The sequence below is a fragment of the Streptomonospora arabica genome (assembly GCF_039531585.1).
GTDB classification, from domain to species: domain Bacteria; phylum Actinomycetota; class Actinomycetes; order Streptosporangiales; family Streptosporangiaceae; genus Streptomonospora; species Streptomonospora halophila.
Genome location: NZ_BAAAQI010000021.1, coordinates 17,359 through 40,692 on the forward strand (window position 1 = coordinate 17,359; position 23,334 = coordinate 40,692).

Sequence of the window (23,334 nt, forward strand, 5' to 3'; positions counted from 1 at the left end):
CGACGTCTGCCTTCTCCCGCTTCGCGCTGTGAGTCGGATTGTCCCCGGGACCGCTTCCCCGCATTCGGCGGGGGTGCGGCCCGGTGGCCGCGTGCCCCGGGCGCCGCGCGGCGCCCGGGGCTCGACGGTCTACTGCCTGTCCTCACCGGCCCCGCCGGAGGACTCGGGGCCGGGCTCCTCTGCGGAGGCGCCCGGCTCGGCCTCCTGTTCGGTTCCGGCGGACTCCGGAGCCTCAGCGGCATCCTCCCCGGGACCGGCCACCACCACGCGTGCCGGGCGCAGGACCCGTTCGCCGATGAGGTAGCCGGGCTGGAAGACCTCGATTACCGTGGGCACCTCGGCGTCGGGCGACGGCACCATGGTCAGGGCCTCGTGGACGTTCGGGTCGAACTCCTCGCCCGATTCGCCGTACTTCTGCAGCCCCAGCCTGGTGACCAGCGCCTCCAGCGCCTCACCCACGGACTTGAACCCGCCCGCGAGCTCGTCGTGCTCACGCGCCCGGCCGATGTCGTCCAGGATCGGCAGCAGGTCGCCCACCACCTGGGCGGTCGCCTGCTCGCGCAAGGCCACCCGGTCGCGCTCGACGCGCTTGCGGTAGTTGGCGTACTCCGCCTGGATCCGCTTGAGGTCGTTGGTCAGTTCCACGACCTGCTCGCGGGCCTTGAGAAGCTCGCCCCCCTCGACGGTCCCGTCGATGACGACGGGCTCCTCTTCGGCCTCGACCGCGGCCTCGGGGGAGTCGGGAGCGGCACCCTCGGCCCCCTCGGGCGTACGGAGCTCACCTGTTTCGGGATCTATGCGCCGCTTGTCGCGGATCACCGGCCCCTGCTGCTCCTCGCCGTTCTCGTTCTCCGGCAGCGCCATTGGCTGCGCCTCCCTTGCCTTGCCTCTCGGCCGATCAGGCGTTGCCGTCCTTCTTGTCCTCGTCGACGATCTCGGCGTCCACGACGTCTCCATCGTCGTCGGACCGGTCCTGGGCGTCGGCCGAGGCGTCCTCACCGCCGCCCTGCTGGCCCTGGCCGTAGATGGAGGAGCCGATCTTCTGGCTGGCCAGCGCGACCTTCTCGCTCGCCTGCCGGATGGCCTCGATGTCGGTGCCCTCCAGCGCCGTCTTCAGCTCGCCGACGGCACCCTCGGTCTCGGACTTGACGTCGTCGGGGATCTTGTCCTCGTTGTCCTTGATGACCTTCTCGGTCTGGTAGACGAGGGACTCCGCGTTGTTGCGGACCTCGGCCTCCTCGCGGCGCTTGCGGTCCTCCTCGGCGTACTCCTCGGCCTCGCGGACCATCTTGTCGATGTCGTCCTTGCTCATGGCCGAGCCGCCGGAGATGGTGACCGACTGCTCCTTGCCCGTGCCCATGTCCTTCGCGGTCACGTTCACGATGCCGTTGGCGTCGATGTCGAAGGTGACCTCGATCTGGGGCACGCCGCGGGGCGCCGGCGGGATGCCGCTCAGGTCGAAGACGCCGAGCTTCTTGTTGTACTGCGCGATCTCGCGCTCGCCCTGGTAGACCTGGATCTGCACCGAGGGCTGGTTGTCGTCGGCGGTGGTGAAGATCTCCGAGCGCTTGGTCGGGATGGTCGTGTTCTTCTCGATCAGCTTGGTGAACACGCCGCCCTTGGTCTCGATGCCCAGCGACAGCGGGGTGACGTCCAGCAGCAGGACGTCCTTGACCTCGCCCTTGAGCACGCCGGCCTGGAGCGCGGCACCGATGGCCACGACCTCGTCGGGGTTGACGCCCTTGTTGGGCTCCTTGCCCCCGGTGAGCTCCTTGACCAGCTCCACGACCGCGGGCATGCGGGTGGAACCGCCGACCATGACCACGTGGTCGATCTTGTCGACGCTGATACCGGCGTCCTTGATGACCTGGTGGAAGGGCGACTTGGTGCGGTCCAGCAGGTCGGAGGTCAGGCGCTGGAACTCGGCCCGGCTCAGCTTCTCGTCCAGGTGCAGAGGGCCCTCGGACGAGGCGGTGATGTAGGGCAGGTTGATGGCCGACTCGCTGGAGCTGGACAGCTCGATCTTGGCCTTCTCGGCGGCCTCGCGCAGACGCTGCAGCGCCATCTTGTCCTTGGACAGGTCGACGCCGTTGGAGTTCTTGAAGCGCTCGACCAGCCAGTCGACGACGGCCTGGTCCCAGTCGTCGCCGCCGAGGTGGTTGTCGCCGTTGGTGGCCTTCACCTCGACCACGCCGTCGCCGACCTCCAGCAGGGACACGTCGAAGGTGCCGCCGCCGAGGTCGTAGACCAGGATGGTGGCCTCGTCCTCCTTCTCCAGGTGGTAGGCCAGCGCCGCGGAGGTGGGCTCGTTGATGATGCGCAGGACGTTGAGGCCCGCGATCGTGCCCGCTTCCTTGGTGGACTGGCGCTGGGAGTCGCTGAAGTAGGCCGGCACCGTGATGACGGCGTCGGTGACCTCCTCGCCCAGGTAGGCCTCGGCGTCGCGCTTGAGCTTCTGCAGCACGAACGCGCTGATCTGCTGCGAGTTGAACGTCTTCTCGTCGATCTCGGTCTTCCAGTCGGTGCCGATGTGGCGCTTCACCGAGCGGATGGTCCGGTCAACGTTGGTGACCGCCTGGCGCTTGGCGACCTCGCCGACGAGCACCTCGCCGTTCTTGGCGAAGGCAACGACGGACGGGGTGGTCCGGGCGCCTTCGGCGTTGGCGATGACCGTGGGCTCGCCGCCCTCCAAGACCGAGACGACCGAGTTCGTCGTCCCCAGGTCGATACCGACCGCACGTGCCATGAGTTCGTTCCTCCGTCAGAGTTGAGTCTTACAGACGTAAGTTTGCTTCGCGGTTCGTCTGCTGTCAAATCACTTGAGTCGCTCGGACTCAATCCTTGGTTCCGCCCCTATAACGGCTGGGGGCGCGCCCTTTGTTCCCGCGGCGGGACCTCGCCGAGGGAAGTCCGGGCGGGCCCCGGGCAGGTCTCAGGGGCGCGTCAGGGGCGCACCGGGGACGAGCGGGGGCGGCCGACCGCCGAGTGTGCGCAGCATCTCCGCGAACGCGGACGGACGCGGCCGCGCGGCGGCCCGCGCGCATCACGCACCGGCGCGCCCGGGCCGCGGGCCCCCGCGCGCGGGCGATGATGGGAACGAGGGCCCCACCGCAGCTCGGCACGGCGGCGCAGGCGAACCCGCCGATTCGCGGCGGCGCGCGGGCCTCTACCGTTGGAGCCCGCGGCCGTCGATGCGCCTGAGCCGGGGGTGATGGACCCGCCCGGCATTACTGGCTAGTAACATTTGGTGGACCGCCGGTGTGTGGCGCATCGGAGCAGGACAGCAGGATGGGAGGCCGCAGGCGATGCTCTACATCGTTCTGGGGATCATCACGACCCTCGTCGCCGTGGTCGGGGTCGCCGTGTTCGCCTACGGCATCCGCCGGATGGTGCAGACCGTGCGTCTGGGCCGCCCGGTGGAGAGCGGGCGCACCGGGCCCTTCGGCCGGCGACTGACGACCACGCTGATCGAGGTGCTCGGGCACAACCGGATGCTCAAGCGGCCCTGGGTGGGAGTGGCCCACTGGTTCGTGATGGTGTCCTTCCCCCTGCTGGTGTTCACCGTGGCCGAGGCGCACGGCGAGGTGTGGGACCCCCACTTCCACCTGCCGCTGATCCACGACTGGACCGTCTACGGCCTGGCCATCGAGCTCATCGCGGCGCTGGGCCTGGTCTCCATCGCGGGGCTGGCCGTCTACCGCCAGATCAAGAGCCCCCGCCGGATCGGGCGCGACTCCCGCTTCGCCAACTCCGTGCACTGGACGGCCTACTACGTCGAGGCCTACATCATCGCGCTGCTGGCCGCCATCTTCGTGATCCGCGGGATCAAGGTCGCCATGGACGACTTCCCGTTCCCGGTCTGGGCGACGCCGGTCTCGCACGCGCTGGGCGCAGTGCTTCCGGCGAGCGAACCGGCCCTCGCCCTGGTCGCCGCGTTCAAGCTGGTCATCTCCTGGATGTTCTTCATGGTCCTGGCCGCGGTGCTGACCATGGGCATCGGCTGGCACCGCTTCACCGCGCCGTTCAACATCTACTTCAAGCGCGACCCCGAGGGCGCTCCGGCGCTGGGCGCCGTCAAGCCGATGATGGACAAGACCGGCAAGCAGCCGCTGGACTTCGAGGAGGCCGACCCCGACGAGGACCCCTTCGGCGTCGGCAAGGTCGAGGACTTCACCTGGAAGGGCCTGCTCGACTTCTCCACCTGCACGGAGTGCGGCCGCTGCCAGTCGCAGTGCCCCGCCTGGAACACCGGCAAGCCGCTCTCGCCCAAGAAGCTGGTCATGGACCTGCGCGAGCACGCCTACGCCAAGGCGCCCTACCTCATGCAGGGCCTGACCGCCGAGACGCTGGAGGAGAAGGCCAAGGAGGACGCCGCGCACGCCGACACCGACGTGCTCACGCTCCTGCAGCGGCCGCTGGTGGGCACCGAGGAGGAGGGCGGCGTCATCCACCCCGACGTGCTGTGGTCCTGCACCAACTGCGGCGCCTGCGTCGAGCAGTGCCCGGTCGACATCGAGCACATCGACCACATCATGGACATGCGCCGCTACCAGGTGATGATCGAGTCGAGCTTCCCCTCCGAGGCCAACTCGCTGCTGAAGAACCTGGAGAACAAGGGCAACCCGTGGGGCATGGCCGAGGACCGGCGCATGGACTGGATCGGCGAGCTCGACTTCGAGGTCCCGGTGGTCGAGGACACGCTGCCCGAGGGCACCGAGTACCTGTTCTGGGTCGGCTGCGCCGGGGCCCTGGAGGACCGCGCGAAGAAGACCACCAAGGCCATCGCCGAGCTGCTGCACACCGCCGGCGTGAAGTTCGCGGTCCTGGGCGGCATGGAGGCCTGCACCGGCGACCCCGCGCGGCGGCTGGGCATGGAGTACGTCTTCCAGATGCTCGCCCAGCAGAACGTCGAGACCCTCAACGAGGCCGGGGTCACCAAGATCGTGGCCAGCTGCCCGCACTGCTTCAACACCCTGGGCAACGAGTACCCCCAGCTGGGCGGCGAGTACGACGTGGTCCACCACAGCCAGCTGCTGGCCCAGCTGGTCGAGGACGGCCGGCTCACCCCCGTTCAGCCGATCGAGGAGAACATCACCTACCACGACCCGTGCTTCCTCGGCCGGCACAACAAGGTCTACACGCCGCCGCGCGACATCATGGCGCAGGTGCCCGGCATCACCACCAAGGAGATGCACCGGCACAAGGAGCGGGGCTTCTGCTGCGGCGCCGGCGGCGCGCGCATGTGGATGGAGGAGCGCATCGGCAAGCGCATCAACACCGAGCGCGTGGACGAGGCGCTGACCACCGACCCCGACACCGTCTCGACCGCCTGCCCCTTCTGCCAGGTGATGCTGGGCGACGCCATCAACGAGAAGAAGTCGGCGGGCGAGGCCAAGGAGACGCTGGAGGTCGTCGACGTCTCCCAGCTGCTGCTGCGCTCCGTCAAGGGCGGGACCGCCCCGGCGGGCGAGGAGGAGAAGGAGAAGGCCTGACCGCCCGACCGTCCCCGCCGCGCCGCGGGTCCGCCGGAACGGCCGGACCGCGCTCCGGGCAGGCCGCCGCCCGGGGCGCGGCCCCGCTGCGCCGGCCGGACCGCCGGCGCGGCGGTCGGGGCACGGCTTCGGATCAGCCCGCGCGGTTCGGTTCGGCGGCGGGCCCGCACACGCAGCGCCTGGCCTGCTCGGGTACCGGCGCGCGCACGCCGAGCACGAGGTCGATCTCCTCATAGGTCAGCCGCCGGTCCGCACCGGCGACCGCGGTGAGCAGCTCGGAATAGAGTTCGATCTCCGCCAGCGCCACGTGGTCATGGAGGCGTACGTCGGGATCCATCCGCGCCCACCTCCATCGAGAACACCGCAGGGGCGCGCCCCGCCCGGGACAAGAGGAACGCGGGAGGCGACCGTCCGGCGACACGTATCCCCGGGTCGGACCGCCGACCTACGTGGGATCCCGCCGGAGACATCCCGCTGGATGAAGGTTACGTCCGGGTAGGCCGCCGCCGCATGACCCAGACGGGCCATTCTCAGAACCACGTTCGAGTAGTCATCCGGCGGTATACACGCACGCTCCCCGGGCGCCGGGAGGACTAGGACCGGCACTTCGGCACCCCGATCCCGGCCGCCCGCGCGGACCGCACGGGCGGGGTGGGCGGCGCGGTCCACCGGCCCCTCACTCCGCCGCCGCGCTCGGATGAGCGCGCCGCAGAGTGTCCCGCTGGTCACGCCGACCACCGCGTGCGAACATCGGCACGTGCACTACCACGGCTACTTCTGGCGCGGGTCCGACGACGAGCGCTCGCGCCGGGCGCGTGACGCCCACGTCGACGGCCCCCGGTTCGCCACCGCCGAGGTGCCCCCCGCCAAGATGTGCTGGTGGCTGCGCAAACCGGCCGACATGGTCTCGGGCACCTGGGACGACCCCGAAGGCGCCGCGAAGTGGATGCTCGCGCAGTACGAGCGGGTGAGCCGCGAGATCGACGACACCGCCGCCCACTGGACGCCCGATGACAGCCGCTACGCGGCGGCCCTGCGCGACATCGCCGACGGCCGCGACGTCACCTGGCAGTACCAGGTCGGCGGCGACGAGCGCGCCTTCGTCTCGGTCGTCGCCTGCTCCCCCAACGAATGGGACCGCGAGGCTCCCTGCCCCCTCGACGGCACGCGCGGCTAGCGCGCCGATCGGCGGCGCTGCCCCGCGGCCGTGCGCGGCCGAGAGCCGCTCGGCCGGAAGGAAGGCGGAGGGCGGCGGCCGCCTCGCACGGAGCAGACGGAGCAAGCGGTGCGACGAGCGCCGCGGCGGCGGGATGCTGCGTGCCCGCTTGCGGAGCGCGCGGTGGCGTCAGCGTCCGGTCGCGCCGTCGATCAGCTCGCGGAGGATGTCCGCGTGGCCGGCGTGGCGGCCGGTCTCCTCGATCATGTGGGTGAGCGCCCAGCGGACGCTGGGCGCCGGGCTGTCCGGCCGCGGTCGGGGCACCGGCGCGCCGAGGTCGCCGCACCCGTCGAGTACGTCGTTGGCCTGGGCGACCGCCTGCCGGTAACGGGCGACGACATCGGCCGCGGCGTCGGCCGGTTCGGCGCGGAAGGTCGCCTGCCAGTCGGCGACGCGGTCCCCGAGGAAGACCGCTCGCTCGACGAAGGCGAGGTGGTTGAGCAGGCCGAGCAGGTTCGTGCCCGACGGCACGCCGGCCGTTCGGACCTGCGGTTCGGGAGCGCCCTCGACCTTCGCGGAGACCGAGTCCCGGAGGTAGTCGAGGAAGCCGCGCAGAACTTCCGTCTCGCTGCCTCCGGTCCTGGGCGGCGGGGTGTCGCCGCGACGGTTGCGGCGGGGCGCGGTGGACATGGTGCCTCCTAAGGCGTGCTGATGGGTCCGTCCGTAGCGCTGCACCCGGGTACGCTCCGCGCGCCCCAGGCGCGAAGCGCCGCCTTTCCGGCGCGGGGCGCTGCGGCAGGGACCGGTGCCGCTCGCGCACGGCCGGGAAGGAGTCGGGGTCGGGTCCCCTGCTGACCGACGAGACTGACGGAAAGCAGCGGGAGTGGTGCCGGGGCGCTGCACAGGCTGCACAGGGGGACAGCGACCCATCCGGCACGCCCTCGCGGCGGTGCCGGGCCGAGCGGCGCGGCGGATGAGCTGGACGTGGCCGGCGACCTCGGCGGCGAGCCCGCCCCGCCCGGTCGCGATCCGGCACGGAGCGCCGGCCCGCTATGCCGTCCACGCCGCCGGGTCCGGTCGGTCCGTGGCCGACGACCGGCGGCCGCCGCGGATCGCCGGGTGCGGATCGGGGCCGTGCGGGCTCCGTCCCAGAACGCGGCCGCATCGGCGGTGCTCATCAGGGGCTCCTTCGGCCGGGTTCATCCGGGGTACGGGTCCGATAATGGCCCGCCCCCCGCGTTCCGGCACGCGATCTTGCGGTTCTGGCAAGATGCCCGAGTGGACCGCGAATCCGAAGAGGTACTCGACTCGGTGGGGCCCCGCCTGCGTGCGCTGCGTCGCGAGCGCGGTATCACCCTCGCCGACCTCGCCGCGGTGACCGGGGTCTCGGAGAGCACCCTGTCCCGGCTGGAGAGCGGGCAGCGCCGGGCGACCCTGGAGCTGCTGCTGCCGCTGGCCCGCACCTACAACGTTCCGCTGGACGACCTCGTCGGCGCCCCGCGCACCGGCGACCCGCGGATCCACCTGAAGCCCATGCGGCGGTTCGGGATGGTCCTGGTTCCGCTGTCCCGGTGGCCGGGCGGCATGCAGGCGTTCAAGATGGTCATCCCCGCTCGGCCCGAGCCGCTCGAACCGGATCCGCGGACTCACGCGGGCTTCGAATGGCTCTATGTGCTCAGCGGGCGCCTGCGGCTGCTGCTCGGCGACCGCGACCTCGTGCTGTCGCCGGGCGAGGCGGCCGAGTTCGACACGTCCCTGCCGCACTGGCTTGGCAGCTCCGACGGGGGCGTGGTGGAGCTTCTCATCCTGTTCGGTCCCCAAGGGGCGCGCACCCATCTGCGTGCGACGCCCGACCGGTCGCCTGGCGGCGGACGCCGGGGCTGAACCCGGCGGGGCCGACGTCCGTTCCGTTCACGCCGGCGGCCGCACCGGCGGCGGGCGGGCCCCTCCGTGCCGGACCCGCGGTCGGCGCCGGTGGCTCGCTGGCGGCCCCGGTCACTGCGACGGGTCCTGCTCCACGGAGCGCTTGAGGAGGTCGCACGCGTGCTCGAACTCCTCCTGGAGGCGGGAGGCCTCGACCAGGAGGGTGGCGTAAGGACTCGAACGGCCGGTGACGCTGACCCTGACGGACTCGTGGCCCTCGGCGTCCTCGGTCAGCAGGTTGGCGTACTCCCGGGACTGCCGGGCCAGGGAGGTCAGCTCCTCGGTCTGTTCGGCGAGGCTGTTTTCGTCGAGCTCGCTCAGCTTCGCGGTGATCTCGGCGAGCGCGGCGAGGAAGTCCGCGTAGCGCCCGAGGAATTCGGAGTTCCCCGGCCGCTCGCCGTCCGAGGACGCGGCCTTGTCGAGGGTGCGGGTGACGGCGGCCAGCTGGTAGGTGATGCGGTCCAGGGCTTCCACGGCGCCCGCATAGCCGGAGAACGTGGGGATCCCGCGACGCAGGAGAAAGCGCCGCGGGTTGTAGTAGGTGCTCTCCTCGGCCGTTCGCACCGAGCTGTGCGCCTGGGCGACGGTGGAGTCCAGCCGGCTCGCGCGCCGGCGCCACTGGCCGGTCCGCTCCTGGTCCAGGTCGCCTTCGCGCAGCGGGGGGTGCATGTCCGAAAGCAGGTCGCACATCGCGTGGGCCAGCGCGCGGACGCCGTGCTCGGCGCTGCGGAACCGCATGGGTGGTACGACGACCAGGTTGACCAGCACACCGATGGTGCAGCCGATGAGGACCAGCAGGAGGATCCAGCCGAGCTGGGAGGCGCGCTCGAGGGTGCTCGTCGCCGTGACGTACATGGCGAAGGCGAAGAACGCCGCCGTGACCACCTGGGAGCCCTGCGATCCCAGCCGGGGCCAGCGCCCGATGACCAGCGCGACCATCGTGACGACCGCGAACGTCACCAGGCCCGGACCGGCCAGGAACCCGATCAGCCCCTGCACGGCCACGCCCGCCCCCACCGCGCCGAGGTAGCGCACCGACTGGGCGACCGACTGGTAGATCGTCACCTGGATCATCAGCACGGCCGAGAACGGCGCGAACGCGGGAGCCGCCGCCTGCAGGAGGCTGTGGGAGATGATCCAGGCGACGGTCGCGGCCAGGGTGCTCTTGGCGATGAGCAGCAGGGTGTTGCGCTCGTGGCCCTCATGGCGGGCGCGGCGCAGCCACTGCCCCATACGAGCCCAGCGCCCCTGCGGCGCGGGGCGCCTCCCGGACCTCTCCGACGGCCGCATCACGCCTCGCCCCCTTCGTTCCTCCCTCCGCCCTTAACCCGAATGCGGTCGCGCATGTGCGTTCTGCGCAAGGAATCCGGGCGCGCGTGTGCGCGCCGGTCGCGGCGGCACGCGGCGGAGCCGGCCGGCCGCGGCGCCGCCGGAGCCGCGCGGAGGTGTCGGACTCCGGTCACGAGCGGCGGTGACGAGTGCGGCGCGGGAGCTTGGAGCAGGACGCTCGGACGAGGGCGGCTCAGGTCATCAGAGGTTCAAGCCCGTCTGCCGCCCTGGGGGGCGCTGAGCCAGGTGACCTCGCGGTGGCGGTCGGCGTAGCGGGCGTACTTCTCGGGCGTCTCGGCGAAGCCCGCGCGGTCCTCGTCGGTGAGCTCGCGCACGACCTTGCCCGGCAACCCGGCCCACAGGGTTCCCGCCGGGACCTCCTTGCCCGGCGGTACCAGCGCTCCAGCCGCCACCAGGGCCCCCTCGCCCACGCGGGCGCCGCCCAGCACGATCGCGCCGATGCCGATCAGCGCGCCCTCACCGATCTCCGCGCCGTGCACCATGGCCTTGTGCCCGAGGCTCACACGGTCGGCCAGCACCGCGGGCTCCCCGGGGTCGGAGTGCAGCCCGCACTGGTCCTGGATGTTGCACATCCGGCCGATGACGATGTCCTCGGTGTCGGCGCGGACGACCGACCCGTACCAGACGCTGCTTCGAGCTCCGAGGCGGACGCGCCCGACGACGACGGCGCCCGGCGCGATCCAGGAGTCGGGATGGATGTCGGGCTCACCGAACGGGGCGTCTCCGACGAGCGGAGCGGACACATGCACCTCCCTGGACGCGGGCCGACCGGCGAGGCGCGCCGGAAAAGGCGGACACCGGCCCCGCGCCGCCGTGAACGGGCATACCTTAGTAGTGCGGTGAGCACGGCGGCCGCAGCGGCACGCCCCCACGCGCACGATCCGCCCAGGCTATTGAGCAGGAGGTGTACTCGGCATTACCGTAGTCGCCTCCCCTCGTGTTCACTACGTCACACTTCGCACGCGAAACGGGTCTCTGTTGCGGTTTCCCATCACACCGCCAAGCTTGAGGAATGAATGTCATTGACGTGTTTTCCGGGTGTTATGGGAATGATAGGCAGGGAGTCCGGCCACCATCCCATTGGCAGCCAACCTGGTTGATTAGGACATGAACGAGCACAGCGCAGAGATCTTGCCGAACTTCCTACGCGAGGAAGCCTTCCCGACCGAGAAGCGGGGCTACAGCAAGCGCCAGGTCGACGACTACGTGGTGCGCACTCACAACCAGACCCGCGATCTGCAGGAGCGGCTGGCGCGCGCCCACGACGAGCTGGAGCAGCTCCGCCGCGAGCTGGCCGAGGCCAAGGAGCAGGCCGCGGTCAAGCCCGAGCACGAACAGATCAGCGAACGCATGTCCACGATCCTTCGCATAGCAGAGGAAGAGGCGAAGGAGAAGCGCAGCAAGGTCGACAGCGAGGTCGACGCCATCCGGGGCAAGGCCGAGGAAGAGGCGGCCAAGCGGGTCAAGGACGCCGAGGAGCACGCCGAGCGCGTGGTCTCCAGCGCGCGCTCCGAGGCCCAGGAGATGGTCGCCGCGGCCAAGCAGGAGAGCGAGCAGCTCCGGGCGCAGGTCGAGGACGAGACCCAGCGCCGCGTCACCGACGCCGAGGCCCGGGCACAGAAGATCAACGACACCGCCGACCGCCGCCTGGCCACGCTGACGGCCACGCACAACGAGGCGGTCCGCAGGCTCAACGACATGCACGGCACACTGGCCGAGCTCCTCGACGCCGAGAAGAAGTCGGGGCCGCTGGAGGCCGGGCTGTCCCAGGCCGAGGTCGCGGCCGACCAGGAGGCGACCGAGGCGGCGAAGCAGTCGCAGCAGGGGCAGCCGAACCGGCAGGGCCAACCGGCCCAGCCGGCCCAGAAGGGGCAACAGGCGCAGCAGGGGCAGCAGCCCTCGCAGGGTCAGCAGGGTCGTCAGCCGCAGCAGGCCCAGGCCGGGCAGCAGGGTCAGGGTCAGCAGAAGCAGGGCCGCCAGCCCGCCGACCAGCAGGCCAAGGCCGCATCGCCGCAGCAGCCTCCGGCGGAGGCCCGCAGCGACTCCGGGGCCCAGGCCCCGGTTTCGGGGCCCCAGGCCGCCTATTCCGGGTCCGCGCAGGCCGCGCCGGACGACGCCACCGCAAAGTCCGAGCCGGCTGTGCAGCAGCTGGACGTGGCCGACGAGTCAACCGTCCGTCTCAACCCGGGGCCCCCGGCCGGAAAGCAGGGCGAGGCGGCAGCCTCGCAGCCGGTGCGCCAGGCCCCGCGGCCGCAGGGGGCGCCCTATGCGGGCCCCGCACCTCAGCAGCACCAGCCGCAGGTGCAGCAGCCGCCGCAACAGCAGCAGCCACCGCAACAGCAACCGAACCAGAGCGGCCAGCCCCAGCAGGCGCAGCCTGTGCAGCCGGCCCACGACCCGGGTATCACGGCGATGCACCAGCGGTCCGACGCGGCGCCGGCCCAGCCCGACGACGCCGATGGCACTGAGGGCGTGCGCATCATCAGGCCGTGACCCGGTGCGGTCCGCGCACCCGGCGGAGTGTCCATCGCGTGCGCACGCGGCCCGCGCGGACCGCGACGTCGGCCGGACCGGACTGGACTCGCTCATGTCGTAACCGGAGCGGGGCGCCCAGAGCGTCCCGCTCCGTGCCGTTTGTCCAGGCCTGAGGGGCGACGTCGGTCTTCGACCGAGTGTCGGCTACGATGCCGGAAGCCATGATTATCCGCTCGGCCATCCGGTCTGACCTCGGTGCGATTCTGCGGCTTCTACGCGAACTGGGCGACACGACCGCCACGCAGAGCAGCACCGTCCGCATGTCCTCCGCAGCCGTACGCGCATGGACCCGGATGGAGAACGACCCCGACCGCCAGGTCCTGGTCGCCGAGCGCCGCGGCCAGATCATCGGGACCGTGGACTTACTGGTGGTCGCCAACCTCACGCACGACGCGCAGTCCTGGGCGGTGGCCGACAACCTGGTGGTGGACCCGGCGTGCCGCCGCGGCGGCGTAGGGCGGGCGCTGATGGACGAGGCGGTGGACCGCGCCGCCCGGGCCGGCTGCTACAAGGTCGAACTGCTCTCCCACGAGAGCCGCACCGGCGCGCATGCGTTCTACTCCGCGATCGGCTTCGAGAACTCGGCTGAGGGCTTCCGGCGCTACCTCTGAGTCCCCTCCCCGCTGACCCCGCCTCTTGCTGCCTGGTCGCCCGCCGGAGGCCGCTCGGATCGTCCGGCAGGCGGCCGCGCGGCGCGCCGCCGGGCGAAGGTAGGGCAAGCGGATCGTGCCTCCACCCGGAAAGCGGGGGCGGCGCGGCCCTCCGTCCGCTGCGGCGCGTTCGGCCCGTGGCCGGGTTTCAGCGCCCCGAGACCGGCTCAGCGTCCCAAGGCCGGCCGGCGCCCGAGCCCGGCTCAGCGGCCCGAGCGCAGCGGGATCTGCCTGAAGAAGAGCACGGTCACGAAGGCCACCACCGCGATCGGCATCCCCAATGTGAACACGGTGTGCATGGCGTTGCTGAAGGCGGTGATCACCGCGTCCTGCACCGCGGGCGGGAGCGCGTGGATCGCCTCGGGCGAACCGCTGACCCCGCTCGACAGGTCCGACAAGCCGGAGGAGCCGCCGGCGCGCTCGGCGATCTCGTCATGCAGCCGGTTGGTCATCACCGCGCCGAAGGCGGCCACGCCCATGGCGCCGCCGAGGTTGCGGAAGAAGGAGACCGCCGAGGTGGCCGAGGCCAGGTCGGCCCGCTTGACCGCGTTCTGCGTCGCCAGGATCAGGATCTGCATGCACATCCCCAGGCCCAGGCCGATCTGGCAGACGCCGACGCCGACCAGGACCAGGCTGGACCCGGTATCCAGGAACGTCAGGGTGAAGAACCCGGTACCGATCAGCACGGTGCCGGTGACGGGGAAGATCTTCCACTTGCCGGTGCGGCTGACGAGGAAGCCCGAGGTGACCGAGGCCGTCAGCAGGCCGAGCACCATCGGCAGCGTCATCAGGCCCGAGGCCGTGGGGCTGAGACCCTGCACGATCTGCAGGTACTGCGGCAGGTAGATCATCACGCCGAACATGCTCATGCCCACCGCGGCGGAGGCGAGCGAGCCGAGGACGAACGTGCCGTTGCGGAACAGGTGCGGCGGCAGGATGGGGGCCTGCGCGCGCCGCTCGACCAGCACGGCCCCGAGGAACAGCACCGCCGCGGCGGCGACCAGCACGTAGGAGGGCGTCGACAGCCACTCGAACTCCTGCCCGCCCAGGCTCAGCAGCAGCATGACCGCGCTGGCGGCGCCGACGATGCAGGTGGCGCCCCACCAGTCGATGCGGTTCTCCGAGCGGGGCCGCGCGGGCAGCTTGAGCAGGCGCTGGATGACGATGAACGCCACCACCGCCAGCGGCACGGTGATGAAGAAGCACCAGCGCCAGCCCAGCGGGCTGTCGACAAGGAACCCGCCGAGCAGTGGGCCGCCGACCGTGGCCACGCCGAACACCGAGCCCAGAAAGCCGGAGTAGCGGCCGCGCTCGCGCGGGGCCACCACGTCGCCGAGGATGATTTGGGGCAGCGCGGCCAGTCCGCCCGTGCCGATGCCCTGGAAGAACCGCGCGACGAGCAGCCACGTCATGCCGTCGGCGAACCCGGCCGCGACCGATGAGCCGATGAAGATCACCAGCGCGATCTGGAACAGCAGCTTGCGGCCCCAGACGTCGGAGAGCTTGCCCCAGACGGGTGTGGAGGCGGTCATCGTGAGCAGGGTGGCGCTGGCCACCCAGGACAGCCGGTCCTGGCCGCCGAGCTAGCCGACGATGGTGGGCAGCGCGGTGCCCACGATCGAGGTGGTGAGCATCGACGTGAGCATGGCCAGCATCAAGCCGACGAGGATCTCGATGATCTGGCGCCGCGAGTAATTAGCCGGCGCCTCCTCGGCGGCCTCATCCGCGTCGTGCTCCCCCGGCACGTCCGCGGTTCGCCGGTCCACTGCGCCTAAGCGTTGCTCCACGTTCGGGATCTCCTGTCCGTCGCCCCGTTTTGTGCTGCTGCGGCGGCCCCGGCGCAGGCGCGTGGGAACCGAGGTGCGCGCGTAAGCCGACCGGGACCGGACACGACGGACCGCCCTACAGGTTCGGGGCGGTCCGCTGGGAATCCCTTACAGGTATAAGTAAACAGTGTTGACTTGTCAAGCGGAAACGTTATAGTGCGGTGAACCGCGCACGAGCAGCCGCGCTGAGCAGGGACTCCGCGGCTACAGCAGGGGAGCCCGATGAACCGCACGGACGCCGCCGACGGCACCTGCCCGGGGCGGGTGCGCGACCGCGAGGCAACGCGCCAGCGCATCCTCGACAGCGCCCGCGAACTGTTCACCCAGGAGGGCTACGCGCAGGTGTCCTCGCGGCGCATCGCCGCCGAGGCCGGGGTCAACGTCGCCCTGATCAACCGCTACTTCGGGGCCAAGCGCGGCCTGCTCGCCGAGATCGTCGCCGAGGACGCCGCCTTCCCCGGGGTCTTCGAGGGCGACCGCGCCACCCTGCCGCGGCGCGTCGCCGAACACGTCGTCCACCGCACCCTGGGCGAGGGCACGCCGCTGCAGCGTGCGCTGATGCATTCGATCGGCGACCCGGACCTGCGGTCGGTGTTCGAGGAGCGGCTGCAGAGCGCCATCATCGGTCCACTGACCGACTGCATCGGCGGCGCCGACGCCCGCACCCGCGCCACGCTCGTGGCCGGCCTCGTGATCGGCATCGGCAACGTCCGCCGAATGGGCGGTGCCGACTCCCTGATCGAGGAGGATCCGGAGGCGCTGACCCGGCGTCTCACGGGCATCATCGAGCGCTGCCTGGACGAGTGACCGACGAGTTACCAGCCGGGCGGCGGTCGCCGAGCCTGTGCCGGCTCCGCAGGCAACGCGTATTGCCTGCCAGGTCAACCGCCGGAGATGCGGACATCACGCGCGGGTCACTTCGACCGGGTTGGCTCAGCCTGCCCGCACGCTCGTCGAAGGAGGGGCAGATGCCCGACAGAACCGATGCACCTACGCCCGGCGTGAACCGCAGGCGCTTCCTGGCCGGGACCGGCCTGGTGGGCGCCGCGACCGCCCTTCAGGGACTCATGGGCCAGACCGCCGCCCACGCCGCCGGCCCCGGCCGCGGCAACAACCGCGGCACCGTCGCCCCCGACAACGGGGGCTACGGACCGCTGCAGCCGGCCGGCCCCGACGGGGAGCTGCTGCTGCCCGCCGGCTTCACCTACACCGCGTTCGGCCAGACCGGAACTCCCATGCGCGACGGTTCGCCGACCCCCGGCCGCCACGACGGCATGGCGGCGTTCGAGGACGAGGACGGCACGCTGCGCCTGGTCCGCAACCACGAGCAGAGCGGCGGCGAAGCGTTCGCCGCGCCCAGCTACGACCCGCAGGCGGCCGGCGGCACCACGACCATGGCCTTCGACCCCGAGGCGATGCGCCTGGTCGACTCCTTCCCCAGCCTCGCGGGGACCATCCGCAACTGCGCAGGCGGGCCGACCCCCTGGGGCAGCTGGCTGACCTGCGAGGAGACCTTCACCGGGCTGGACACCGAGAACCCCCACGGCTACATCTTCGAGGTGCCCGTCGACGCCGACGGACCGGTGGAGCCCGTGCCGTACAAGGCGATGGGCCGCTTCACCCACGAGGCGGTCGCGGTCGACCCCGCCACCGGCATCGTCTACGAGACCGAGGACCGCGGCAGCTCCGGCCTCTACCGGTTCGTCCCGCAAACCCCCGGGCGCCTGGGCGAGGGCGGCAGGCTGCAGATGCTCGCGATCAAGGACAGCCCCCGCTACGACACCCGCACCGGTCAGCGCGCCGGCAGGCCCCTGGCCGTCGAGTGGGTGGACATCGACGACCCCGACCCCGACAGCGGCGACTCGCTGGCCGTGTTCAACCAGGGCCGCGCGAAGGGCGGCGCGGTCTTCGCCCGCCTGGAGGGCGCCTGGTACGGCGACGGCGCCATCTACGTCAACTCCACCAGCGGCGGCGACGCCGGGCTGGGCCAGGTGTGGGAGTACCGGCCGCGCGGGCGCTCGGGCGGCCAGCTCATCCTGGTGTACGAGTCGGTGGACCCGGACCTGCTCCAGAGTCCCGACAACATCTGCGTCTCGCCCAACAGCGGCGGGCTGGTGCTGTGCGAGGACGGCTCGGGCGGCGACATGCTGCGCGGCGTCACCGACCGCGGAGAGATCTTCGACTTCGCGGCGCTGAACAGCAGCAACACCAGTGAGCTGGCGGGCGCCACCTTCAGCCCGGACGGCAGGGTGCTGTTCTTCAACGTGCAGAGCCCGGGCGTCACCTACGCGGTCACCGGGCCCTGGGGCAGCGGCGCACTGTAGAGGCGGTGCGGGAGGGGCTCATCCCCTCTGCAGGTACGCCCTTTCCGAAGATATTTCCTGTTCATTGCATATTGCCTGTTCTACAGGCACCCACGGTAAGCCGGTCCGCTGGTCCGCGCCGGCCCGGCGAGCGGGGGGACTCCGATAATTCCGGCGTCCCACAGCGGGGCGGTGGCCGCGGCCACCGCCCCGCCACACGTTCGCAGGGGCGTAGGCCGGAGGGAGCGGGGAGAGCGGGGCGCGGGGAGAGGGGAGAGCGGGCTGCGAACCGGAATTGTCCTGACAGCAACCGCCAAACTTCGCGTACCGCCCGGAATCGCTGTTCGAACGGCCGCGCCGAGTGCCCTGTCCGCTTGCACCGCAGGCGAATTCGCAGCGACACGCCAATGCACGGATAAGAGCAAACCCGGATGATCCCTGTGTTTCCCTGTGGAACTGTGCCCCGGATCAGACGATTCGGGGAAGCGAGAATACGGGGGAACGATGAACGCGACAGCAGGATTCGAGTCGGCGAAGCGCGGAAGCAGACCGGGGACGATGACCCGGGCGGCGCTGACCTTATCGTCCCTGGCGGTACTCGCCGCATTCGGTCTCGGTTCCGCCGCGGTGGCGGTGGCCGAAGAAAGGGTGCACCAAGCGTCGAGTGTCGCCAGGTCAGCGGTCCAGCACGCAAAGGACCAGAAAGGAAAGCCTTACCGATACGGCGCCGAAGGCCCACGGGCCTTCGACTGCTCCGGACTCGTTCAGTACGCCTACAAGAAGGCCGGAAAGAGCATCAGCCGCACCACCTACAGCCAGTTCGACCAAGGGCGCTCGGTTTCCCGGTCGAACCTCCAGCCCGGAGACCTCGTCTTCTTCTATCCCGGCCCCGGACACGTGGGAATGTACCTCGGAAAGGGCCGTATGATCCACGCTCCGGGTTCCGGTAAAAGGGTCCAGATCACCAAGATGGCCGGCTACTACAACCGGCACTTCGTGGGAGCGCGCCGAGTCGCCTGAGACTCCGCCCGGCGCCGTGCGTCCGGGCGTCGAGACCGGCTGACCACGCCGCCGCCCGGCGGCCGCCACCCGCATGCATGTCCCCGAGGAGTCGGTGCAGACTCGTTCCAGCGGCGCCGCGCTGCGCCGAGCGCACCCGTGCGCGCAGCCCGGCACCGCCGCGGGACAGCAACAGCACCACCGGGTGGCGGCCGCCACACCGAGAGCTGAACCGAGCCGACGCGAACAGCACCGGCAGGATCCCGCGGACGTCGGATCTTGTGCCCGCCGGTTACGCCCGCGACGAGGGCGGCGAGGGCGGCGGGTGGTTGGACCCGCGGATGTCGGTCCGGGTGCCCGCCGGTGCGGCACCCGACGAGGACAGCAAGGACGGCGGATGGCCGGGCCCCCGGATGTCGGTCCGGGTGCCCGCCGGTGCGGCACCCGACGAGGACAGCAACGGCGGTGGATGGTTGAGCCCGCGGATGTCGGATCGGATGCCTGTCGGTTGGCCGCCCTGACGGGGCGGCGACGGCAGCAGGCGACCGAGCCCGCGCCCATCGGATCTTGTGCCCGCCGGTTACGCATTGCGACGAGGCTAGCAACAGCAGCGGACACCCGAGTTCGCGCCGGTCGGTCCGGCTGCCCACAGGTTGGCCCGTCCCAAAGGAGGGCATTTCGGGCAGATCGTCCTTGCGGGAACCACTGCGGGAGCACGAGTCCCGCTTGAACCAGCGCGACGGAGCCGCCACCCCATCTAGCTTTCGCCATACGGAAGACATGGGGTTGCTTCGCCCCGGTTTGCCCGTTTCTTCGGGCGGTGTGATCGCCGCCGGGACCACGAGACCGCCGAAAACCGCAGCCAGAGCCGCCCCAGAGGTGCATTCGGCGGGTCTCGTCGCCACCGGCGCCCCCGAGGGCCCTCGAACCCGGGCACAATCCGGACAGTTGGGGAGGAATCGCCCCGCGTGGAGAGGTGGTGCGGCACTTGGCGGCGCCGCCGAATGCATCAGGCGGTCTCGTCACCGCCCCTAACCCCCACACCTGCCCGAAATACCCGATTCTCCGCCTCACGGCCCTGCGATCACAGGCAACCGCCCCCTTCATCACCGCCACCCCGGCCACCCGCTGCCCTCGCCGCCCCCGTCGGACGCCCCACCGGCGAGCACCCGATCCGATGGCCGCGCGCCCCGCCATCCGCCGCCCTCGCCGCCCTCGTCGGGGCGGCCAACCGGCGGGCGCCGGGACCGGTGACCGCTTGCCCGGCCGTCCGCCGCCCTCGCCGCCATCGTCAGGGCGGCCAACCGCCAGGCGCCGGGACCGGTGACCGCTGGCCCGGCCGTCCGCTGCCTTCGCCGCCCTCGTCGGGTGGCCGACCAGCGCTCACCCCAACCGATACCGCAGGCCCCGCCATCCACCGCCCTCGCCGCCCCCGTCGGACGCCCCACCGGCGAGCACCCGAACCGATGACCGCGCGCCCCGCCATCCGCCGCCCTCGCCGCCCTCGTCGGGGCGGCCAACCGGCGGGCGCCGGGACCGGTGACCGCTTGCCCGGCCGTCCGCCGCCCTCGCCGCCCCCGTCGGGTGGCCGACCAGCGCTCACCCCAACCGATACCGCAGGCCCCGCCATCCGCCGCCCTCGCCGCCCCCGTCGGACGCCCCACCGGCGGACACCCGAACCGATGACCGCTTGCCCGGCCGCCCACCGCCGTCGCCGCCCCACCGGCGGACACCCGAACCGATGACCGCTTGCCCGGCCGCCCACCGCCGTCGCCGCCCCCGTCGGGTGGCCGACCAGCGCTCACCCCAACCGATACCGCAGGCCCCGCCATCCGCCGCCCTCGCCGCCCCCGTCGGACGCCCCACCGGCGAGCACCCGAACCGGTGATCGCGGGTCTCGGCCGTCCGCTGCCGTCGCTGCCCTCGTTATTCAGGGTCACCGGCGGACACGGGGTCCGAAATCTGCAGACCTCCCCGCCCACCGCTGTCGCCGCCCCCGTCGTGTGTGCAGCCGTCGGCAACCCCGCCGACCTCTCGTTGGGGTGGTCGTACTCCTTGCCGAGACTTCCCCGCCGTCCACCCCCACGTCCCCCACACTCCCCACATCCCCGCGCCCCACATGCCTGCTCCCCACATCCCCGCGCCCCACATCCCGCTCAGGACGTCGAGTCGCTTCCGCTGGCGAACGCGGTTGCCGTGGTGCGCAGGGCTCCCGGGTCTATAGCGGCGTCGGCGAGGACGCGGTGGGCGGTCGCGTCGGGGACGCGGAGGACTCCGAGGAGGATGTGGCCGCTGTTGATGGACTTGGCGTCGTTCTCCAAGGCGGCGCGCAGCGACTGCTCCAGGGCCTGCTTCGCCCGCTGGGAGAGCGGCAGGTGCCCGCCGCTCACGCTGTCGCGCAGCCGTCGGAGCAGCCCCCGCCCGCGCCGGCCGGAACCCGCCCCGGGCGTCGCCGCCGTGCCGTCCGCTTTCGGTGTGGCGAGGAGTCGGACGGCGCCGCGCAGAGACTCCGAGTCGGCACCGTGCTCGTGCAGGGCGCGGTGTCCGGCTCCGGTGGGCTCGGCGAGGATCCCAAGCAGGAGGTGCTCTGTGCCGATGCGGTCGCAACCGGCCGCCCGGACCTCTTCCTGGCTCTGTATCACGACGTCCCGTGCGTCTCGGGTGAAGCGCTCGAACATCTCCTCCGCCTGCCTTTCCAACACCGTGGTTCGGCGGGCCGTGTCGCCCGCCCGGTTGTCAACATACGTTGACGCCACCGCGGTGTCAATGGAAGTTGACAAGCGGATGCTCCTAAGTTTCTCGCCCCGCCTCCCGCGCCCCTCGTCGCACCGCGCGCCTGATCCGCCGACAGCGCCCAACCCCCTAAACGGCCTCGGCGGACTCGTCAGCCTCCCCGGCCCCCGCATCCCCCGAGGCCTTCACCTCCTCCACGGCCTCCACCGCCTTGTCCACGTCGGCAGACGTGGTGGACAGGTGGAAGCAGAACCGCACGCGCCCGGCCCGCTCGGAGGTGATGACGCCGGCGCGGGCGAGCCGCTCTGCGCTTCCGGGCGGCAGCGCCAGGGAGACGATCGCCGAGTCACCGCGTTCCAGACCGAGTCCGGCCCTGAAGCGCGCCGCCAGTGCCAGGTTGTGGCGGTGGACGGCCGCGACGCCGACCTCGGCGATGAACTCCAGCGCCGGCGCCTGCCCGACCCACGACGTCCACACCGGCGAGACGTCCAGCCGCCGCGCGTCGGCGGCCAGGCGCAGGGGGCCGCCGTAGACCGAGTCCCAGACCTCGGCCCCGGCGTACCAGCCCGCCGCCAGCGGAGGAAGATCGGCCAGGGCTTCCGGGGTGCCCGCGAGGAAGCACGTGCCGCGGGGCGCGAGCAGCCACTTATAGCCGCAGGAGACCAGCAGGTCGATCCGGTCGGCCGGCATCGGCAGCCAGCCGGCGGCCTGGGTGGCGTCGACCAGGGCCCGGGCGCCGTTGGCAGCGGCGGCGGCGAGGACGTCCTCCAGCGGTGCGACGGCGCCGTCGGCCGACTGCACCGCCGAGACCGCGACCAGGTCCGTCGTCGGCCGCACCGCGGCGGCCAGGTCCGCCAGCGGCACCAGGCGCACGCTGACCCCGCGCTCCCGCTGGGCCAGCAGCGGGAACAGCAGCGACGAGAAGTCCCCCTCCACCGCGACCACCTCGGCGCCGTCGGGCAGGGAGGCGGCGGCCAGGCCGACGAACTGGGAGGCCTGCGATCCCACCGCTACGCGCTCGGGCGTCAGTCCCATCAGCTCGGCGAACGCGGAGCGCGAGGCGCTCACCGCCTCGTCCAGAACGGACAGGTCCAGCCGCCCCGCGGCCCGGTCGCGCTCGGCCCGAAGGACCTCCTCGTGTGCGGCGAGCGGCGGCAGGCCGTAGGTGCCGGTGTTCAGAAAGGCGGTCCCGGTGCCGGCCGTACCGAAGTGCTCGGCGATGTGCGCGGGCAGGAGGTCCTCAGCGGAGCCGCCCGGGTCGGCGGCGTCGTGTGTGTCCATGCCACCGATCCTGGTCCCGGTGGACCCCAAGGACAATCAGAGGTTTTCCGCAGGAGCCCAAGAAGAGGTTGATACCTTGCCCGTATGTTCGAACTCCACCGGTTGCGCGTGCTGCGCGAGGTCGCCCGCCTCGGCTCGATGAGTGCGGCCGCCGCGTCCCTCTCCTATAGCCAGCCCGCGATCTCCCACCACATCTCGCGGCTGGAGGCCGAGGCCGGGACCCCGCTGGTCGCCCGGCACGCGCGAGGGGTGCGGCTCACCGAGGCGGGCCGGATCCTGGCGGAGCACGCCGACAGCGCGCTCGCGGCGCTGGCCGAAGCCGACGAGAAGGTCGCCGCCATCGCCGGCCTTCGCGCCGGGCGGGTGCGCCTGGCCGCGTTCCCGACCGCCGTTTCCTCGTTCGTGCCCGATGCGCTGGCGGCTCTGCGCAGCCGGACCGGCGACGTGCGCGGCGCGCTCTCCGAGGCCGAGCCCGCCGAGGCCCTCGCGGCGCTGCGGGCCGGTGAGACCGACATCGCGGTCGCCTTCGACTACGCCGAGACCTCCGGCGACACCGACACACGGCTGCGCTTCGTGCCGCTCACGCGCGACCCCGTCGTGCTCGCGGTCCCCGATGACCACCCGGCGGCACGCGGCGAGCCGCCGCGCCTGGCCGACCTGTCCGGCGAAGCGTGGGCCTCGGGATGCCGGCGGTGCCGCGACCACCTGGAGTTCCGATGCCGGGTCGCGGGCTTCGAGCCCCGTGTCGACTTCGCGACCGACCAGTACGTGGCCGTGCAGCGGCTGGTGGCCCGCGGTCTGGCCGTGTCGGCGCTGCCGGACCTGGCGTTCGCCTGCCACAGCGAGCCCGGCGTTGCCCGGATCGCGCTGCCCGAACTCGGTGCGCGCCGGATCTACGCTGCGGTGTCGGCGGGGCCGCAGCCCCCGGCCGTCGCGGCGATGCTGGACGAGCTGGCGGCCGCCGCGGGCGCGGTGGAGCCGGCGGCCGTGCGGGCGCCCGCGGCCGGCGCCGACGCGCTCTCCGCCGCGGTCGGCGGCTCCGGGAGCGGATGACCGCGGAACCGGGCCGCCGACTGCGGATGCGTG

17 protein-coding genes and 1 pseudogene are annotated in these 23,334 nt (G+C 71.9%); 9 read left to right on the forward strand and 9 right to left on the reverse strand.

The genetic code is table 11. The annotated features are described in order from the left end of the window. Positions 1-129: 129 nt before the first annotated feature. Together grpE and dnaK are read right to left on the reverse strand one after the other, a co-directional pair. The gene (grpE, locus tag ABD284_RS23005) at positions 130-864 is read right to left on the reverse strand and encodes a nucleotide exchange factor GrpE (RefSeq protein ID WP_344147500.1); all 735 of its coding nucleotides are present in this window, start codon (positions 862-864) and stop codon (positions 130-132) included. Positions 865-898: 34 nt separating this feature from the next. Continuing rightward, a complete protein-coding gene (gene dnaK / locus ABD284_RS23010; RefSeq protein ID WP_344147503.1) occupies positions 899-2,746 on the reverse strand; it encodes a molecular chaperone DnaK in 1,848 nt (615 codons plus the stop codon). A gap of 559 nt (positions 2,747-3,305) precedes the next feature. On the opposite strand from dnaK, the gene ABD284_RS23015 reads away from it, so the two are divergent. After that, complete coding sequence (locus ABD284_RS23015) at positions 3,306-5,492, forward strand: (Fe-S)-binding protein (RefSeq protein ID WP_344147506.1); 2,187 nt, start codon at positions 3,306-3,308, stop codon at positions 5,490-5,492. A gap of 133 nt (positions 5,493-5,625) precedes the next feature. On the opposite strand, the gene ABD284_RS23020 is transcribed toward ABD284_RS23015, so the two are convergent. Next, positions 5,626-5,829 (reverse strand): hypothetical protein, encoded by a 204-nt coding sequence (locus tag ABD284_RS23020; protein ID WP_344147509.1) that lies wholly within the window; start codon positions 5,827-5,829, stop codon positions 5,626-5,628. A 420-nt stretch (positions 5,830-6,249) separates the two neighbouring features. On the opposite strand from ABD284_RS23020, the gene ABD284_RS23025 reads away from it, so the two are divergent. Next, positions 6,250-6,669 carry a hypothetical protein gene (locus ABD284_RS23025; protein WP_344147512.1) on the forward strand — a complete coding sequence of 140 codons (420 nt, stop codon included), beginning with the start codon at positions 6,250-6,252 and terminating at the stop codon, positions 6,667-6,669. 168 nt (positions 6,670-6,837) lie between these two features. On the opposite strand, the gene ABD284_RS23030 is transcribed toward ABD284_RS23025, so the two are convergent. Continuing rightward, on the reverse strand, positions 6,838-7,338 hold the full coding sequence (locus ABD284_RS23030) for a DinB family protein (RefSeq protein WP_344147516.1): 501 nt from the start codon (positions 7,336-7,338) through the stop codon (positions 6,838-6,840). Between the two features lie 588 nt (positions 7,339-7,926). Here ABD284_RS23030 and ABD284_RS23035 point away from each other — a divergent pair. Continuing rightward, positions 7,927-8,532: a helix-turn-helix domain-containing protein gene (locus tag ABD284_RS23035; RefSeq protein ID WP_344147519.1), complete on the forward strand. Its 606-nt coding sequence runs from the start codon at positions 7,927-7,929 to the stop codon at positions 8,530-8,532. 111 nt (positions 8,533-8,643) lie between these two features. On the opposite strand, the gene ABD284_RS23040 is transcribed toward ABD284_RS23035, so the two are convergent. Continuing rightward, positions 8,644-9,804 (reverse strand): aromatic acid exporter family protein, encoded by a 1,161-nt coding sequence (locus ABD284_RS23040; protein WP_344147522.1) that lies wholly within the window; start codon positions 9,802-9,804, stop codon positions 8,644-8,646. A gap of 305 nt (positions 9,805-10,109) precedes the next feature. Further along, positions 10,110-10,664 carry a gamma carbonic anhydrase family protein gene (locus ABD284_RS23045; RefSeq protein WP_344147525.1) on the reverse strand — a complete coding sequence of 185 codons (555 nt, stop codon included), beginning with the start codon at positions 10,662-10,664 and terminating at the stop codon, positions 10,110-10,112. Between the two features lie 364 nt (positions 10,665-11,028). Here ABD284_RS23045 and ABD284_RS23050 point away from each other — a divergent pair, with 364 nt between their 5' ends. Then, positions 11,029-12,414, forward strand: a complete 1,386-nt coding sequence (locus ABD284_RS23050) for a hypothetical protein (RefSeq protein WP_344147528.1) — start codon at positions 11,029-11,031, stop codon at positions 12,412-12,414. A gap of 203 nt (positions 12,415-12,617) precedes the next feature. Continuing rightward, positions 12,618-13,067: a GNAT family N-acetyltransferase gene (locus ABD284_RS23055; protein WP_344147531.1), complete on the forward strand. Its 450-nt coding sequence runs from the start codon at positions 12,618-12,620 to the stop codon at positions 13,065-13,067. 242 nt (positions 13,068-13,309) lie between these two features. Here the strand turns inward: ABD284_RS23055 and ABD284_RS23060 are convergent. Continuing rightward, a pseudogene (locus ABD284_RS23060) lies at positions 13,310-14,851 on the reverse strand (MDR family MFS transporter). A gap of 303 nt (positions 14,852-15,154) precedes the next feature. On the opposite strand from ABD284_RS23060, the gene ABD284_RS23065 reads away from it, so the two are divergent. From ABD284_RS23065 to ABD284_RS23075, 3 genes are all read left to right on the forward strand, one after another. Further along, entirely contained in the window at positions 15,155-15,739 is a 585-nt protein-coding gene (locus ABD284_RS23065; protein ID WP_344147534.1) for a TetR/AcrR family transcriptional regulator, read from the forward strand. A gap of 161 nt (positions 15,740-15,900) precedes the next feature. Then, a complete protein-coding gene (locus ABD284_RS23070) occupies positions 15,901-17,256 on the forward strand; it encodes an alkaline phosphatase PhoX (protein WP_344147537.1) in 1,356 nt (451 codons plus the stop codon). Positions 17,257-17,739: 483 nt separating this feature from the next. Next, positions 17,740-18,255 (forward strand): C40 family peptidase, encoded by a 516-nt coding sequence (locus tag ABD284_RS23075; RefSeq protein WP_344147540.1) that lies wholly within the window; start codon positions 17,740-17,742, stop codon positions 18,253-18,255. Between the two features lie 2,135 nt (positions 18,256-20,390). Here the strand turns inward: ABD284_RS23075 and ABD284_RS23080 are convergent. Both ABD284_RS23080 and ABD284_RS23085 read right to left on the reverse strand, forming a co-directional pair. Next, complete coding sequence (locus ABD284_RS23080; protein ID WP_344147543.1) at positions 20,391-21,014, reverse strand: Clp protease N-terminal domain-containing protein; 624 nt, start codon at positions 21,012-21,014, stop codon at positions 20,391-20,393. Between the two features lie 82 nt (positions 21,015-21,096). Continuing rightward, a complete protein-coding gene (locus tag ABD284_RS23085) occupies positions 21,097-22,248 on the reverse strand; it encodes an aminotransferase class V-fold PLP-dependent enzyme (RefSeq protein WP_344147546.1) in 1,152 nt (383 codons plus the stop codon). Positions 22,249-22,332: 84 nt separating this feature from the next. On the opposite strand from ABD284_RS23085, the gene ABD284_RS23090 reads away from it, so the two are divergent. Next, positions 22,333-23,301 (forward strand): LysR family transcriptional regulator, encoded by a 969-nt coding sequence (locus tag ABD284_RS23090; protein ID WP_344147549.1) that lies wholly within the window; start codon positions 22,333-22,335, stop codon positions 23,299-23,301. The last annotated feature ends 33 nt before the right edge of the window (positions 23,302-23,334 follow it).

Coding starts and splice junctions, on each gene's coding strand:
- ABD284_RS23070 (WP_344147537.1), top strand. CDS start 15,901: ATGCCCGACAGAACCGATGCACCTACGCCCGGCGTGAACCGCAGGCGC.
- ABD284_RS23020 (WP_344147509.1), bottom strand. CDS start 5,829: ATGGATCCCGACGTACGCCTCCATGACCACGTGGCGCTGGCGGAGATC.
- ABD284_RS23090 (WP_344147549.1), top strand. CDS start 22,333: ATGTTCGAACTCCACCGGTTGCGCGTGCTGCGCGAGGTCGCCCGCCTC.
- ABD284_RS23085 (WP_344147546.1), bottom strand. CDS start 22,248: ATGGACACACACGACGCCGCCGACCCGGGCGGCTCCGCTGAGGACCTC.
- ABD284_RS23065 (WP_344147534.1), top strand. CDS start 15,155: ATGAACCGCACGGACGCCGCCGACGGCACCTGCCCGGGGCGGGTGCGC.
- ABD284_RS23050 (WP_344147528.1), top strand. CDS start 11,029: ATGAACGAGCACAGCGCAGAGATCTTGCCGAACTTCCTACGCGAGGAA.
- ABD284_RS23015 (WP_344147506.1), top strand. CDS start 3,306: ATGCTCTACATCGTTCTGGGGATCATCACGACCCTCGTCGCCGTGGTC.
- grpE (WP_344147500.1), bottom strand. CDS start 864: ATGGCGCTGCCGGAGAACGAGAACGGCGAGGAGCAGCAGGGGCCGGTG.
- ABD284_RS23040 (WP_344147522.1), bottom strand. CDS start 9,804: ATGGGGCAGTGGCTGCGCCGCGCCCGCCATGAGGGCCACGAGCGCAAC.
- ABD284_RS23030 (WP_344147516.1), bottom strand. CDS start 7,338: ATGTCCACCGCGCCCCGCCGCAACCGTCGCGGCGACACCCCGCCGCCC.
- ABD284_RS23075 (WP_344147540.1), top strand. CDS start 17,740: ATGAACGCGACAGCAGGATTCGAGTCGGCGAAGCGCGGAAGCAGACCG.
- ABD284_RS23055 (WP_344147531.1), top strand. CDS start 12,618: ATGATTATCCGCTCGGCCATCCGGTCTGACCTCGGTGCGATTCTGCGG.
- dnaK (WP_344147503.1), bottom strand. CDS start 2,746: ATGGCACGTGCGGTCGGTATCGACCTGGGGACGACGAACTCGGTCGTC.